This window comes from Mycobacterium colombiense (genome assembly GCF_003284975.1).
GTDB lineage: Bacteria > Actinomycetota > Actinomycetes > Mycobacteriales > Mycobacteriaceae > Mycobacterium > Mycobacterium europaeum_A.
Genome location: NZ_QMEU01000108.1, coordinates 1 through 14949, shown reverse-complemented (window position 1 = coordinate 14949; position 14949 = coordinate 1). Strand labels below are relative to the sequence as shown.

Annotated in this window: 11 protein-coding genes; 5 read left to right on the top strand and 6 right to left on the bottom strand. The window is 67.3% G+C overall.

All coding sequences use genetic code 11. From position 1 onward, the window contains the following. Positions 1-686: 686 nt before the first annotated feature. On the top strand, positions 687-5270 hold the full coding sequence (gene gltB, locus DQP58_RS22370; RefSeq protein WP_112710370.1) for a glutamate synthase large subunit: 4584 nt from the start codon (positions 687-689) through the stop codon (positions 5268-5270). Next, on the top strand, positions 5263-6729 hold the full coding sequence (locus DQP58_RS22365) for a glutamate synthase subunit beta (RefSeq protein ID WP_112710369.1): 1467 nt from the start codon (positions 5263-5265) through the stop codon (positions 6727-6729). The genes gltB and DQP58_RS22365 overlap by 8 nt, the downstream gene beginning before the upstream one ends. Before the next feature lie 382 nt (positions 6730-7111). On the opposite strand, the gene DQP58_RS22360 is transcribed toward DQP58_RS22365, so the two are convergent. Next, complete coding sequence (locus tag DQP58_RS22360; protein ID WP_112710368.1) at positions 7112-7963, bottom strand: LLM class F420-dependent oxidoreductase; 852 nt, start codon at positions 7961-7963, stop codon at positions 7112-7114. Positions 7964-8014: 51 nt separating this feature from the next. Between DQP58_RS22360 and DQP58_RS22355 the strand changes: the two genes are divergently transcribed. Continuing rightward, a complete protein-coding gene (locus tag DQP58_RS22355; RefSeq protein ID WP_112710367.1) occupies positions 8015-8455 on the top strand; it encodes a hypothetical protein in 441 nt (146 codons plus the stop codon). Positions 8456-8530: 75 nt separating this feature from the next. Further along, positions 8531-9538 (top strand): PHP domain-containing protein, encoded by a 1008-nt coding sequence (locus DQP58_RS22350; RefSeq protein ID WP_112710366.1) that lies wholly within the window; start codon positions 8531-8533, stop codon positions 9536-9538. An 8-nt stretch (positions 9539-9546) separates the two neighbouring features. Here the strand turns inward: DQP58_RS22350 and DQP58_RS22345 are convergent, their stop codons facing one another. The 3 genes from DQP58_RS22345 to DQP58_RS22335 form a co-directional block, all read right to left on the bottom strand. Further along, the gene (locus DQP58_RS22345; RefSeq protein ID WP_112710365.1) at positions 9547-10305 is read right to left on the bottom strand and encodes a YoaK family protein; all 759 of its coding nucleotides are present in this window, start codon (positions 10303-10305) and stop codon (positions 9547-9549) included. A 151-nt stretch (positions 10306-10456) separates the two neighbouring features. After that, positions 10457-11656 (bottom strand): DNA polymerase IV, encoded by a 1200-nt coding sequence (dinB, locus tag DQP58_RS22340; RefSeq protein WP_112710364.1) that lies wholly within the window; start codon positions 11654-11656, stop codon positions 10457-10459. 36 nt (positions 11657-11692) lie between these two features. Continuing rightward, on the bottom strand, positions 11693-12331 hold the full coding sequence (locus tag DQP58_RS22335) for a TetR/AcrR family transcriptional regulator (protein ID WP_112710363.1): 639 nt from the start codon (positions 12329-12331) through the stop codon (positions 11693-11695). Positions 12332-12408: 77 nt separating this feature from the next. Here DQP58_RS22335 and DQP58_RS22330 point away from each other — a divergent pair, with 77 nt between their 5' ends. Further along, a complete protein-coding gene (locus DQP58_RS22330) occupies positions 12409-13878 on the top strand; it encodes a flavin-containing monooxygenase (protein WP_112710362.1) in 1470 nt (489 codons plus the stop codon). Between the two features lie 4 nt (positions 13879-13882). On the opposite strand, the gene rraA is transcribed toward DQP58_RS22330, so the two are convergent. After that, positions 13883-14365 carry a ribonuclease E activity regulator RraA gene (gene rraA / locus DQP58_RS22325; RefSeq protein WP_112710361.1) on the bottom strand — a complete coding sequence of 161 codons (483 nt, stop codon included), beginning with the start codon at positions 14363-14365 and terminating at the stop codon, positions 13883-13885. Between the two features lie 25 nt (positions 14366-14390). After that, on the bottom strand, positions 14391-14843 hold the full coding sequence (locus tag DQP58_RS27430; RefSeq protein WP_112710360.1) for an Rv3852 family protein: 453 nt from the start codon (positions 14841-14843) through the stop codon (positions 14391-14393). Positions 14844-14949: the final 106 nt, after the last annotated feature.

Sequence of the window (14949 nt, the reverse complement as noted above, 5' to 3'; positions counted from 1 at the left end):
GGGCTGCAGACGGTCCCGCAGGAATTCGTCGCGCTCGTTCATGGGCTCCTCGGGTGCCAGGCGGTCGATCAGTCGTGCCGGTGGCCCGGCGGCGGCGCGGGCGTGACGTGATAAGCGCCACGGTCCGACCTGCGACACCGGGTCTGACTAATACCCGTCCAGTATCTCCTGCGGCACCGGATGCGCGAACCTGCAAACTCGCCGCGTGAGCTGGCGAAACCCCACGACACCACGGGGGCGGCCGCTGAGCACGCCAGTACCTCTGACGGTGGCCTCTCCGAGGGACCTATACGCGCTCGCCAGCAAACTTGACACGGCGGCCTGCCGGCGCACCGGGCTACCCGGAATAGGCCCAGCTATGCAGACAATTCGGCCCCCCGGCCCGGCGGTGGGCAGAATCGCGGTTCACCGTCGGCAGCGAAATTTACGACGCTGCCAGCTGGCGGCTAGACTTGACGAAGTTGGCATGTCAGGCGGGTATTGTCATATCGTTTTACGACTTGTCGAGACCGGTTCCAGGCCACCGTTCAGAGCTGCACGGACGTCCCTAACAGGAGTATCTCCGCCTGGGGCACAGCCCATCGAGACAAGACCGAAGGGGTCATAGCCCGCAGCCTAAGGGTGCGACCTCGTCGGGGCCGCTGCTAACGGCCGCGCAGAACGTTCAGGTGAAGGGTCAGGTGCATATGACGCCCAAGCGCGTCGGGTTATACAACCCCGCGTTCGAGCACGACGCGTGCGGGGTTGCCATGGTCGTCGATATGCACGGCCGCCGTAGCCGCGACATTGTGGACAAGGCAATCACTGCGCTGCTGAACCTCGAACACCGGGGTGCCCAGGGCGCCGAGCCGCGCAGTGGCGACGGCGCCGGCATCATGCTGCAGGTCCCGGACGCCTTCCTGCGTGAGGTCGTGGACTTCGAATTGCCGCCGCCCGGCAGCTACGCCACCGGCATCGCGTTCCTGCCGCAGTCGTCGAAGGACGCCGCGACCGCGTGTGCCGCCGTGGAGAAGATCGCCGAGGCCGAGGGCCTGACGGTGCTGGGCTGGCGCAACGTGCCTATCGACGACTCGTCGCTGGGCGCCTTGTCCCGCGACGCGATGCCCACGTTCCGGCAGGTGTTCATGGCCGGCGCATCCGGCATGACGCTGGAACGCCGCGCCTACGTGGTGCGCAAGCGCGCCGAGCACGAATTGGGCACCAAGGGCCCCGGTCAGGACGGGCCCGGCCGCGAAACCGTCTACTTCCCAAGCCTTTCCGGTCAGACGTTCGTCTACAAGGGCATGCTGACCACCCCGCAGCTCAAGGCGTTTTACCTTGACCTGCAAGACGATCGGCTGACCAGCGCGCTGGGCATCGTGCACTCCCGGTTCTCCACCAACACGTTCCCGTCGTGGCCGCTGGCGCATCCGTTCCGCCGCGTCGCGCACAACGGTGAGATCAACACCGTCACCGGTAACGAGAACTGGATGCGGGCCCGCGAAGCGCTGATCAAGACCGACGTCTTCGGAACCGAAGCCGACGTTGAGAAGCTGTTCCCCATCTGTACCCCGGGGGCGTCCGACACCGCGCGTTTCGATGAGGTGCTCGAACTGCTGCACCTGGGCGGGCGCAGCCTCGCTCATGCGGTGTTGATGATGATCCCGGAGGCGTGGGAACGCAACGAGTCGATGGATCCTGCGCGGCGGGCGTTCTACCAGTACCACGCCTCGTTGATGGAGCCGTGGGACGGCCCGGCGTCGATCACGTTCACCGACGGAACCATCATCGGCGCGGTGCTCGACCGTAACGGCTTGCGCCCCTCGCGGATTTGGGTCACCGAAGACGGCTTGGTGGTGATGGCTTCCGAGGCCGGTGTGCTGGATCTGGACCCCGCCAAGGTGGTCCGCCGGATGCGGTTGCAGCCCGGCCGCATGTTCCTGGTGGACACCGCACAGGGCCGCATCGTCTCCGACGAGGAGATCAAGGCCGAATTGGCCGCCGAGCACCCCTACCAGGAGTGGCTGGACAAGAACCTGGTCCCGCTCGACGACCTGCCGCAGGGCAACTACAAGCGGATGCCCCACGACCGACTGGTCAAGCGGCAGCAGATATTCGGCTACACCTACGAGGAACTCAACCTGTTGGTGGGGCCCATGGTGCGCAGCGGCGCGGAGCCGATCGGGTCGATGGGTACCGACACCCCGGTCGCGGTGCTCTCGCAGCGACCCCGGATGCTCTACGACTACTTCCAGCAGTTGTTCGCGCAGGTGACCAACCCGCCGCTGGACGCCATTCGCGAGGAGGTGGTGACCAGCCTGCAGGGCACCACCGGCGGCGAGCGCGACCTGCTCACGCCGACCGAGCGCTCGTGTCACCAGATCGCGCTGCCGCAGCCGATTCTGCGTAACCGCGAGCTGGCGAAGCTGATCAACCTCGACCCCGACGACGAGGTCAACGGTCGGCCACATGGCATGCGTTCCAAGGTGATTCGCTGCCTCTACCCGGTCGCCGAGGGCGGCGCCGGGCTGGCCGCCGCGCTCGAGGAGGTGCGCGCGCAGGCGTCGGCGGCGATCGCCGACGGAGCGCGCGTGATCATCCTGTCCGACCGCGAATCCGACGAACGGATGGCGCCCATCCCGTCGTTGCTCGCGGTGGCGGGGGTGCACCACCACCTGGTGCGCGACCGCACCCGGACCCACGTGGGGCTGGTGGTGGAAACCGGCGACGCCCGCGAGGTGCACCACATGGCCGCGCTGATCAGTTTCGGCGCCGCGGCGATCAACCCGTACATGGCGTTCGAGTCCATCGAGGACATGCTCGATCGCGGCGTCATCGAGGGCATCGACCGCAAGGCGGCGCTGAGCAACTACATCAAGGCCGCCGGCAAGGGCGTGCTCAAAGTGATGTCCAAGATGGGCATTTCGACCGTGGCGTCCTACACCGGTGCCCAGCTGTTCCAGGCGGTCGGCATCTCCGAGGACGTGCTCAGCGAGTACTTCACCGGCTTGAGCTGTCCCATCGGCGGTATCACCCTGGACGACATCGCCGCGGACGTCGCCACCCGGCACGCGCTGGCCTACCTGGACCGCCCGGACGAGCGGGCCCACCGCGAGCTCGAGGTGGGCGGGGAGTACCAGTGGCGCCGCGAGGGCGAGTACCACCTGTTCAACCCGGAGACCGTCTTCAAGCTGCAGCACGCCACCCGCACCGGCCAGTACAAGGTGTTCAAGGACTACACGCGCCTGGTCGACGACCAGAGCGAGCGCATGGCCTCGCTGCGCGGCCTGCTGAAGTTCCGGGCCGGCATCAATCCCCCGATTCCCCTGGACGAAGTCGAGCCCGCCAGTGAAATCGTCAAGCGCTTCTCGACCGGGGCGATGAGCTACGGCTCGATCTCCGCCGAGGCGCACGAGACGCTGGCCATTGCGATGAACCGGCTGGGCGGTCGGTCCAACAGCGGTGAAGGCGGCGAGGACGTCAAGCGCTTCGACCGCGATCCCAACGGCGACTGGCGGCGCAGTTCGATCAAGCAGGTCGCCTCCGGGCGGTTCGGCGTCACGTCGCATTACCTGACCAACTGCACCGACATCCAGATCAAGATGGCCCAGGGCGCGAAACCTGGTGAGGGTGGCCAACTTCCGGGGCACAAGGTGTACCCGTGGGTTGCCGAGGTGCGGCACTCCACGCCCGGCGTGGGACTGATCTCGCCGCCGCCGCACCACGACATCTACTCCATCGAGGACCTGGCGCAGCTGATCCACGACCTCAAGAACGCCAACCCGGCCGCGCGCGTGCACGTCAAGCTGGTCTCCGAGAACGGCGTCGGCACGGTGGCCGCGGGGGTGTCCAAGGCGCACGCCGACGTGGTGCTGATCTCCGGGCACGACGGCGGCACCGGTGCCACCCCGCTGACCTCGATGAAGCACGCCGGGGCGCCGTGGGAGCTGGGGCTGGCCGAGACCCAGCAGACGTTGCTGCTCAACGGGTTACGCGACCGGATCGTGGTCCAGGTCGACGGCCAGCTCAAGACGGGCCGCGACGTGATGATCGCCGCGCTGCTCGGCGCCGAGGAATTCGGCTTCGCCACCGCGCCGCTGGTGGTGTCGGGCTGCATCATGATGCGGGTCTGCCACCTGGACACCTGCCCCGTCGGGGTGGCCACCCAGAACCCGGTGCTGCGCGAACGCTTCACCGGCAAGCCCGAATTCGTGGAGAACTTCTTCATGTTCATCGCCGAAGAGGTGCGCGAGTACATGGCGCAGTTGGGATTCCGCACGATCAACGAGGCCGTCGGCCAGGTGAAGTCCCTGGACATGACGCTGGCCCGGGCCCACTGGAAAGCGCACCGGCTGGATCTGGCCCCGGTTCTGCACGAGCCGGAATCGGCGTTCATGAATCAGGACCTGTACTGCAGCTCGCGCCAGGACCACGGTCTGGACAAGGCGCTCGATCAGCAGTTGATCGTGATGAGCCGCGAGGCGCTGGACTCCGGGAAGCCGGTGCGGTTCTCCACGACCATCAGCAACGTCAACCGCACGGTGGGCACCATGCTCGGCCACGAGGTCACCAAAGCTTATGGCGGCCAAGGGTTGCCGGACGGGACCATCGACATCACCTTCGACGGCTCGGCGGGCAACAGCTTCGGTGCGTTCGTGCCGCGGGGCATCACGCTGCGCGTCTACGGCGACGCAAACGACTACGTCGGCAAGGGCCTGTCCGGTGGCCGGATCGTGGTGCGGCCGTCGGACGACGCGCCGGCGGACTACGTGGCCGAGGACAACATCATCGGCGGCAACGTGATCCTGTTCGGCGCGACCAGCGGCGAGGCGTACCTGCGCGGCGTCGTCGGCGAGCGGTTCGCCGTACGTAACTCCGGTGCGCACGCCGTCGTCGAGGGCGTCGGCGACCACGGTTGCGAATACATGACCGGCGGCAAGGTTGTCGTCCTCGGTCGCACCGGCCGCAACTTCGCGGCGGGCATGTCCGGCGGCGTGGCCTACATCTACGACCCGCAGGGCGAATTTCCAGGCAATCTCAACGCGGAGATGGTCGAGCTCGAGAGCTTGGATGACGATGACTACGAGTGGTTGCACGGCATGATTCAGGCACACGTTGATGCCACCGATTCCGCTGTCGGTCAGCGCATTCTGGGTGACTGGGCGCAACACCGGCGGCACTTCACCAAGGTGATGCCGCGGGACTACAAACGGGTGCTGCAGGCGATCGCCGAAGCGGAACGCGACGGCGTGGATGTGGACAAGGCGATCATGGCGGCCGCGCATGGCTGACCCGAGCGGTTTCCTGAAATACACGCATCGGGAACTACCGAAGCGTCGGCCTGTCCCGCTGCGGTTGCGCGACTGGCGCGAGGTCTACGAGGAGTTCGACAACGAGACCCTGCGCGAGCAGGCGACCCGTTGCATGGATTGCGGTATTCCGTTCTGCCACAACGGTTGCCCGCTGGGTAACCTGATCCCGGAGTGGAATGACCTGGTGCGCCGGGACCGGTGGCGCGACGCCATAGAGCGGCTGCACGCCACCAACAACTTCCCGGACTTCACCGGGCGGCTGTGCCCGGCCCCCTGCGAGCCGGCCTGCGTGCTGGGCATCAACCAGGACCCGGTGACGATCAAGCAGATCGAGCTGGAGATCATCGACAAGGCCTTCGACGAGGGCTGGGTGCGACCGTTGCCGCCGGAGAAGAAGACCGGAAAGAAGGTCGCCGTGGTTGGTTCCGGGCCGGCCGGTCTGGCCGCCGCCCAGCAATTGACCCGCGCCGGCCACACCGTCACCGTCTTCGAGCGGGCCGACCGCATCGGTGGCCTGCTGCGCTACGGCATCCCGGAATTCAAGATGGAAAAGCGTGTCTTGAACCGCCGGCTGGACCAAATGCGGGCCGAGGGAACAGACTTCCGCGCCGGTGTCAACGTCGGCGTGGACATCACCGCCGAGCAACTGCGCGCCGACTTCGACGCCGTGGTGCTGGCCGGCGGCGCCACCGCAGGGCGCGATCTGCCCATCCCCGGCCGCGAACTGGACGGCATCCACCAGGCGATGGAGTATCTGCCGTGGGGAAACCGCGTGCAGGAGGGCGACGACGTGCTGGGTCCCGACGGGCAGCCGCCGATCACCGCCAAGGACAAGAAGGTCGTCATCATCGGCGGCGGGGACACCGGCGCCGACTGTCTGGGCACCGCCCACCGGCAGGGCGCGACCGTCATCCACCAGTTCGAGATCATGCCGCGGCCGCCGGAGACGCGCGCCCCGTCCACCCCGTGGCCGACCTACCCGCTGATGTACCGGGTGTCCTCGGCGCACGAGGAGGGCGGCGAGCGGGTGTTCTCGGTCAACACCGAGGAGTTCGTCGGCAAGGACGGTCACGTGACGGCGCTCAAGGCGCACGAGGTGACCATGGAGGACGGCAAGTTCGTCAAGGTGGAGGGTTCGGAGTTCGAACTCGAGGTCGACCTGGTGTTGCTGGCGATGGGCTTCGTCGGCCCCGAGAAGGAGGGCCTGCTCACCGACCTCGAGGTCAAGCTCACCGAGCGGGGCAACGTCGCCCGCGGCGCCGATTTCGACACATCGGTTCCGGGCGTCTTCGTCGCCGGTGACATGGGTCGTGGCCAGTCACTGATCGTCTGGGCGATTGCTGAGGGGCGAGCGGCCGCGGCCGCGACGGACCGATTCCTGATGGGGTCGACGGCGCTGCCGGCGCCGGTCAAGCCCACCGCGGCACCGCTTCAGTAGTAACACCAGTCACACCAGAAACAGGCCGGACTTCGTCCGGCGCGTCTCCCACTGTTTGCCAGCCCCCGGGTGTCTAATAACCCGTTGTGAGCCCGCTCACATGGGGGTCACACCGGTTTCCCGGTTGAACGACCGATCGCAGGAGAGATTCTTGTGCATATCCACCCATTACCTCAGTCACGGATGGGGCGAATCGCCTGGTCATGGTTGCGTCACCCGGTCAAAAGTCGGGAGTTCCCCGCCAAGCACGAACGCTTGGTGACCCCCCAGGACTTGTTGCTGTTCGGTGCGTGACCGCCCGTTCGGCGCGCTCAGCGGCGCGCCGCGGGTTTGCTCAACGGACGCCCGGCGGGATTTCCGCCGGGCCGCCCCAAAGGTGCCGTCACCGCTCCCATAGGCCCGAGTCGCGGATCGCCTCGGCGAGCGGTTCGAGCACGGCCGGGTCGTGCGGCGGCGGCAGGTAGACGATACCCAGATCCAAGCCCTCAGCGGCCAGCCCGGCGGCGTCCTCGATGACCTTCCCGTAATTCAGATCCGGCTCCAGGCGCAGGTGGGCCGAGAGCGTGATCTCCTTGGGATCGCGGCCGATGTCCGCGCAGTGCGATGCCAGCACGTCGCGCTTGTGGGCGAAGACGTCGGGCGGGCCGCCCACGAAATTCCAGTGCTGGGCGTAGCGCGCGGTGATGCGTAGCGTGCGCTTCTCCCCACTGCCGCCGATGCAGATCGGTGGGTGCGGGCGCTGCGGGCCCTTGGGCTCGTTGCGGGCGCCCTTGAGCTGGTAGAACTTGCCGTCGAAGTCGGTGGTCTCCTGGCTGAGCAGGCTGGTCAGCACCTCGCACGCCTCCTCGAAGCGGTCGAAGCGTTCCTTGATGCTGCCCAGTTCGATGCCGTAGGCGCCGGACTCCTCCTCGTTCCAGCCGGCGCCGATGCCCAGCTCCAGCCGTCCGTTCGAAATGATGTCGAGGGCGGCGGCCATGTTGGCCAGGACCGCGGGGTGTCGGTAGTGGATCCCGGTGACCAAGGTGCCCACCCGCAGCCGCTTGGTGGCCTGGGCGAGCGCGGTCAGTGTCGTCCACCCCTCCAGGCAGGGCCCGCTGCTGTCGGAGAAGATCGGGTAGAAGTGGTCGAACGTCCACCCGGACTCGTAGACCTCGATGTCGTCGGCCGCCGCCCAGACGGCGAGCATCTGTGCCCAGGTGGTGTTCTGCGGGGAAGTCTTGAACGCGAATCGCATGCCGTCGACGTTAGTCGGTGTTTATGAAGGGCAACTAAACTCAAGCTCACGATGACTGCTGTCTGCGGGTCCCTCGGAATGGACACCAAGATCACCCTGCTGGCGGCGGGCCTGATCTTCCTGCTCGCGCTGGTGCTGGGCGTGTGGAAATACCGCGAGATGATGACGTCGGACAATCACCTCGCGCATCCCTACGTCGACATCGCGCACCGGGCGGCGCTGCTGTATTCGTTCGCGACGCTGCTGCTCGCAGTGTTCGTGCAACTGAGCGCCTGGCCGGTCTGGGTGAACCTGACGGCGGCGGGGGTGGTCGTCTTCTTCTTCGTGGCCGCCATCGCCGCCTACATCAGCCACGGCGCGCGCCGCGACACCGTCAACCAGTTCGAAAACGCCGACGGGCGTCTCGTGCTGGCGATGGCGGCGCTGATCGCCGGGGAGATCGGCGGATTCGGCGTGCTGTTCGCCGGGTTCGTCGCCGGGCAGCTGTTGTAACCGGAGGGGTCTTGCGGTGACCTGCGGCGCCCGGCTTCGCCGCGCTTGCAATCACCGCGCGGGCACACTGGAGTCATGGATCCGGTAGCGGCGTTACGGCAGATCGCTTATTTCAAGGACCGCAGCCGCCACGACCCCCGGCGCGTGATGGCTTACCGCAATGCGGCTGACGTCATCGAGGGCCTCGACGACGCGACCCGGGAGCGGCACGGCCAGGCCAACAGCTGGCAGTCCTTGCCGGGGATCGGTCCCAAGACCGCCAAGGTCATCGACCAGGCGTGGTCCGGCCGCGAACCCGATCTACTCGTCGAATTACGTTCCAGTGCCGAGGATCTCGGTGGCGGCGACATCCGTTCCGCGCTGCGCGGGGATCTGCATCTGCATTCCAACTGGTCGGACGGCTCGGCGCCCATCGACGAGATGATGGCCAGCGCGGCGGCGCTGGGCCACGAGTACTGCGCGCTGACCGACCATTCGCCGCGACTGACCATCGCCAACGGGCTCTCACCCGAGCGGTTGCGCAAGCAACTCGACGTGATCGACGGCCTGCGGGAGAAGTTCGCGCCGATGCGCATCCTCACCGGGATCGAGGTCGACATCCTCGACGACGGCAGCCTCGACCAGGAACCCGAGCTGCTCGAGCGCCTCGACGTGGTGGTGGCCAGCGTGCACTCCAAGTTGTCGATGGATGCGCCAGCGATGACCCGGCGGATGCTGCGGGCGGTCGCCGACCCGCACGCCGACGTGTTGGGGCACTGCACCGGCCGGTTGGTGTCCGGGAATCGCGGCATCCGGCCGGAGTCCAAGTTCGACGCCGAGGCGGTGTTCACCGCATGCCGCGACCATGGCACCGCGGTCGAGATCAACTCCCGCCCCGAGCGGCGCGATCCGCCGTCGCGGCTGCTGAACCTGGCGCTGGAGATCGGCTGTGTGTTCACCATCGACACCGACGCGCACGCGCCCGGTCAGCTGGATTTCCTCGGTTACGGCGCCCAACGCGCGCTGGACGCGGGAGTGCCCGTCGACCGGATCATCAACACATGGCCCGCCGAGCGGCTGCGGGAGTGGACCGCCGCCAATTGAGACGCCGCTCAGACCTGCACCGGTTCGGCGTCCTGGGGAACCGGTGCGTCGCCGCTGCGGCCGGCGCCCTGCAGCAGGTTGGCGGTACCGACGGTCGCGCAGGTCGCGGCCGGGATCAGCAATGCGTAACCCCCCAGCCGAGCCCCGAACACGATCCCGGCCACGCCGCCGCCGACGAATAACACGAGAGTCGTCGCCAATATCGCCGTTTTCCAGTTCTTGATTCCGTGTAGCCGGCTGCGACCGAGGATCAGCCCGAGGTCGGTGACAGTTCCCGTGAAGTGCGTGGTGCGGATCGCCATTCCGCGAAAGCTCGATGTCATCCCGTTTTGCAAACCGAGCGCCGCGGCGGCGAACAGCGCCTGCACCGCGGTCTGCTCGATGCCGAGGGCGTTGATTTGTGCCCTGACGACGGTCTCCTCGACCCCGGCCGCGGCGAGCACCAGCAAGCCGGCCTCGAGGAAGAGCACGGCGGCGTGGCGTGGACCGGCAAGACCATCGGTGGGTGCGAGGATCGCCCCGGCGATGGTCGCTCCCGTCAGGAAGCCTAGAAAAATTGCGCCGAGCACGTGGCCTTCGTACAGCCACGGGTTGGCCGTGTTCATGCCCAGCTGGGTGGAGATCCCGGTCAGATTGCCGACGGGCACCGCCAAAATCAGCAGCGCTACGGCGTTGACGAAGCCCGCGGACAAGGCGAGTAACGCGCTGTAACCAAGCACGAGACCCTCGTGGGGCAGGCCGGTGTCGCGGGATTGCTGCGGCGGCATCGGATTCAATTACTCACTTTCGAGGTCGGGTTTTGGCCAGCCTAACAATCGGGCGGCCGCACAACCGGCGTCGCAACGCAGATTCAAATGAACCTCAAATCATCGAAAAGTGTTGCGGCAGACCATGATTAGCATAAACAGCGACAACGCGTCAGTCGGGTAGGTGCGGCATTTCTATACCCGGATCGCGTCCGACTAAAACCGCGGGCGTCAGGGCGGACTTGCCGTACCGATCCCGCACTCGGTCGATCGCCGCGTCGATGGCGAGTCGATTGGTGTCGTCGGCGAACGGCAGCATCAGCTGCTGGGAGCCGCTGCGGTCGATGCCCGACACGGCGAAGCCGATTAGCGTCAGGCCGCGCTGGGCGATCAGCGGCGCCGCGCCTGCGACCAGCCCGCGCGCGGCGGCCAGCAGGGGCGCCGTCGATGACGTGGCCCACGGCAGGGTGTGCGATCGGGTCGCCCGGCCGAAGTCGTCGAAGCGCAGCCGCAGCACCACGGTGCGGCCGGTGCGTCCGGCGGCGCGCATGCGGCCCGTGATGCGGTCGATCAGACTGACCACGACAGCGTCGATCTCGGTGGTGGACATGGTGTTGCCGGCGCGACCCAGCGCCCGCTGCGCGCCGACGGACCGGCGACGGATACCGGTGGTCACCCGGCGGCGGTCGATATTGCGGGACAACGCGTACAACTGGCGGCCCATCGCCGCGCCCACCATGGAACCCAGCGCGGACTCGCTGAGCTCGGCGACGTCGGCGACCGTCACGATGCCGTGCGCGCGCAGCGTCTCGGCCGTCACCGCGCCCACGCCCCAGAGCCGGCGCACCAGCAGCGGCCGCAGGAAGGCCAGCTCCTGATCGGGCGGCACCACCAACAGCCCGTCGGGCTTGGCCTCCTGGCTGGCGACCTTGGCGAGGAACTTCGTGCGCGCCACACCAACGGTGATCGGCAGCCCGACCCGCTCGCGCACGTCCGCGCGCAGCCGCTCGGCGATCGCGACCGGCGTGCCACTGACCCGACGCAGCCCGCCGACGTCGAGGAAGGCCTCGTCCACCGACAGCGGCTCGACGATCGGGGAGCAGTCACCGAACACCTCGAACACCGCGTCACTGGCGCGCGAATAGGCGCTCATCCGCGGCGGCACTACCACAGCGTGCGGGCACAGCCGCCGCGCCTGCGACCCGCCCATGGCCGTGCGCACCCCGTAGGCCTTGGCCTCGTAGCTCGCGGCCAGCACCACCCCGCCGCCCACGATCACCGGGCGGCCCCGCAGGGTCGGGTCGTCGCGCTGCTCGACGGACGCGTAGAAGGAATCGAGGTCCGCGTGCAGGATGGACGCATCGCACCGCACGAACGTATGTTCGCATAGGGCGCCGACAGCTGCGTTTCAGCAGGCGTCGCCGTACACGCTGCTGACCCAGATGTGCACCAGCGTGTCGAGTAACTGCTCGCTGGGTACCGAGGGCCGCGCGTCGGCGAACGAGCTGAGCATGACCTTCTCGTTGAGCAGGTTCAGCGCCGCGGACAGGTTGCGGGCCGGCAGCGTCACCGGTGCCGCGCCGCGGGCGCGCTCGGCTTCGATCACGGTGGTGATGTGGTCGACCCACTTCTGCATGAAGCGCGACCACAGGTCGTCGACGTCCTTGTTACTGCGCGCCGCGTCGGCGGCCAGCGACACCGCGCGATGCGCCCCGAAGGTCTCGACGAACACGTTGATCCCGATGCGCCACAACGCTTTCAGGTCGGCGGGCGGGTTGGCGACCATGGTCTCCAGCGCGGAGTCGGCCGCCATGATCACCCGTTCGAACAGCGTGAGCAGCACGGCGTCCTTGGACGGGAAATAGAAGTAGAACGTCGGCCGGGACAGGCCGGCACCCTTAGCCAGGTCGTCGACGGAGATGTCGGCGAGCGGGCGCTCCCGCAGCAGTTGTTCGGCGGTGGACAGAATGGCCAGTTCGCGGTCGTCGCCGGACGGGCGCGCTGAACGCCTGCCCCGATGGGTGCGGGCGGAACCGACGGTAGTCACGGCCGCTACTTTACACGCCGTTGAGTATTTCAACACAGTGTTGACTAGCTCAACACGGTGTTGATAGCGTTGGCTTCATGACTGAGCACCTCGACGTCCTGATCGTCGGCGCCGGCATCTCCGGCGTGAGCGCGGCCTGGCACCTGCAGGAACGCTGCCCGACAAAGAGCTACGCCATCCTCGAACGCCGGGCCGACCTCGGCGGAACCTGGGACCTGTTCAAGTACCCGGGCATCCGGTCGGACTCGGACATGTTCACCCTGGGCTTCCGGTTCAAGCCCTGGCGCTCGGCGAAGTCCATCGCCGACGGGGCCTCGATCAAGGCCTACATCAAGGAGACCGCCATCGAGAACCAGATCGAGCCGAAGATCCGCTACCGCCACCGGGTGGTGGCCGCCGACTGGTCCGACAACGACAACCGCTGGACCGTGACCGTCGACAGTGACGGCCGGCAGAGCGAGATCACGTGCTCGTTCCTGTTCGCCTGCACCGGCTACTACAACTACGACGAGGGGTTCTCGCCGACCTTCCCGGGCTCCGAGGACTTCGGCGGTACCATCGTCCACCCGCAGCACTGGCCGGAGGACCTCGACTACGCGGGCAAGCGGATCGTCGTGATCGGATCCGGTGCCACCGCGATCACCCTGATTCCCGCCCTGGTGAACTCGGGCGCGGGCCACGTGACCATGCTGCAGCGCTCGCCGACCTACATCGGGTCGCTGCCCGGGGTCGATCCGTTCGCCGAGAAGGCCAACCGGCTGTTGCCCGAGCGCCTCGCGCACATGGCCAATCGCTGGAAAGCCATCGCGTTCAGCACTTTCCAGTACCAGCTGTCCCGCAAGGCCCCCGGCTATATGCGCAAGACGTTGATGACGATGGCGAAGCGACGCCTGCCGGAGGGCTACGACGTCGAAAAGCACTTCGGTCCGCGCTACAACGTGTGGGACGAGCGGCTGTGCCTGGCCCCCGATGGCGACTTCTTCCGGACCATCCGGCACGGCAAGGCCGACGTCGTCACCGACACCATCGACCGGTTCACCAGGACGGGCATCAAGCTCACCTCGGGTGAGGAGCTGTCGGCCGACATCATCGTCACCGCAACGGGATTGAACATGCAGTTACTGGGCGGGGTGAAGCCGACCCGCAACGGCCAGGACATCGACCTGACCTCGTTGATGACCTACAAGGGGCTGATGTTCTCCGGTGTGCCCAACTTCGCGATCACCTTCGGATACACGAACGCGTCCTGGACGCTGAAGGCCGACCTGGTCTCGGAGTTCGTCTGCCGATTGCTGAACTACATGGACGCCAAGGGCTTTGACTTCGTCGAGCCGCAGCGCCCGGGCAGCGATGTCGACGAGCTGCCGTTCATGGACTTCAGTCCCGGCTACTTCCGGCGGTCGATGCACCTGCTGCCCAAGTCGGGGTCACGGGCGCCATGGCGGCTCAAGCAGAACTACTTCTTCGACATGCGCACGATCCGGCGCGGCAGGGTCGACGATGAAGGCTTGAAGTTCGCGAAAAAGCCTGCCCCGGTAGCGGTTTAGCGCATCAGTCTGCGGCGACGACGACGATCCCGTCGTCGTCGCTGTAGGCGATCTCGCCCGGGGTGAACGTCACCCCGCCCAGGGTGACCTCGACGTCGCGCTCGCCGGCACCGGTCTTGGTGCTCTTGCGGGGATTGGTGCCCAACGCCTTGATGCCGATGTCCATGCCCCGCAGCGTGGCCGAGTCGCGCACGGCGCCGTTGACGATTAGCCCGGCCCAGCCGTTGGAACGGGCCAACTCGGCGATGACGTCGCCGACCAGCGCGGTGTGCAGGGAGCCGTCGCCGTCGATGACCAGAACCCCGCCGCCGCCGGGCTCCGAGAGGATCGACTTCAGCAGCGCGTTGTCCTGAAAACACCGCACGGTGCTGATCGGGCCGGCGAATTCGGTCCGGCCGCCCAACTGGCGGAATTGCACGTCGCAGCTGCGTACGTCGGGACCGATGCTGTCTACCAGGTCGGCCGTCGGCCGGAATGACACCGTCACTTCTGACACGTTAGACGCCCGCCGCTCAGCGGCGACGCAGCTGGCGAATGAGCAGGATGGCCAGCAGGCTGACGGCCAGGGCAACGATCAGGGGCACGGGGGACTGACCCGCCGCGGGACCGGCGATCGCGGGAGCAACGGGATTGTTGGCGGCCTCCACGGTGGATTTCGCCTGCGCGGCAGCATCTTTGGCGGCGGCCGTGAGGTCGCCGTTGCTTTCGGCCCGCTGGGCGACGTCGAGCGGCTGCTCGGCCGGGCGTTCGGGTGGCTTCGGGGGCGCCGGTTCGGCGCTCTTGGCCGGCACCTTCTTGGCGGGTGCTTTCTTGGCCGGCGCTTTCTTGGCGGGCGCCTTCTTCGCAGGTGCCTTCTTGGCGGGCGCTTTCGCGGTCTTCTTCACCGCCTTGGCGGGCGGTGTCTTCTCCGGCGGGGTGCCGGCGCCGTCGGGTGCGCTGTTGGTTGGGTCCTGCGGGTCTGCCATGCGGCCGCTCCTTGAGCTTCCTCTGTCGTCGTTCCCCTGGCTCACCGGGTTCAAGGTCCCATCATGCCAGGACGCGTCGGGGCGCCTCGCTGCCGTACTCAGCGCC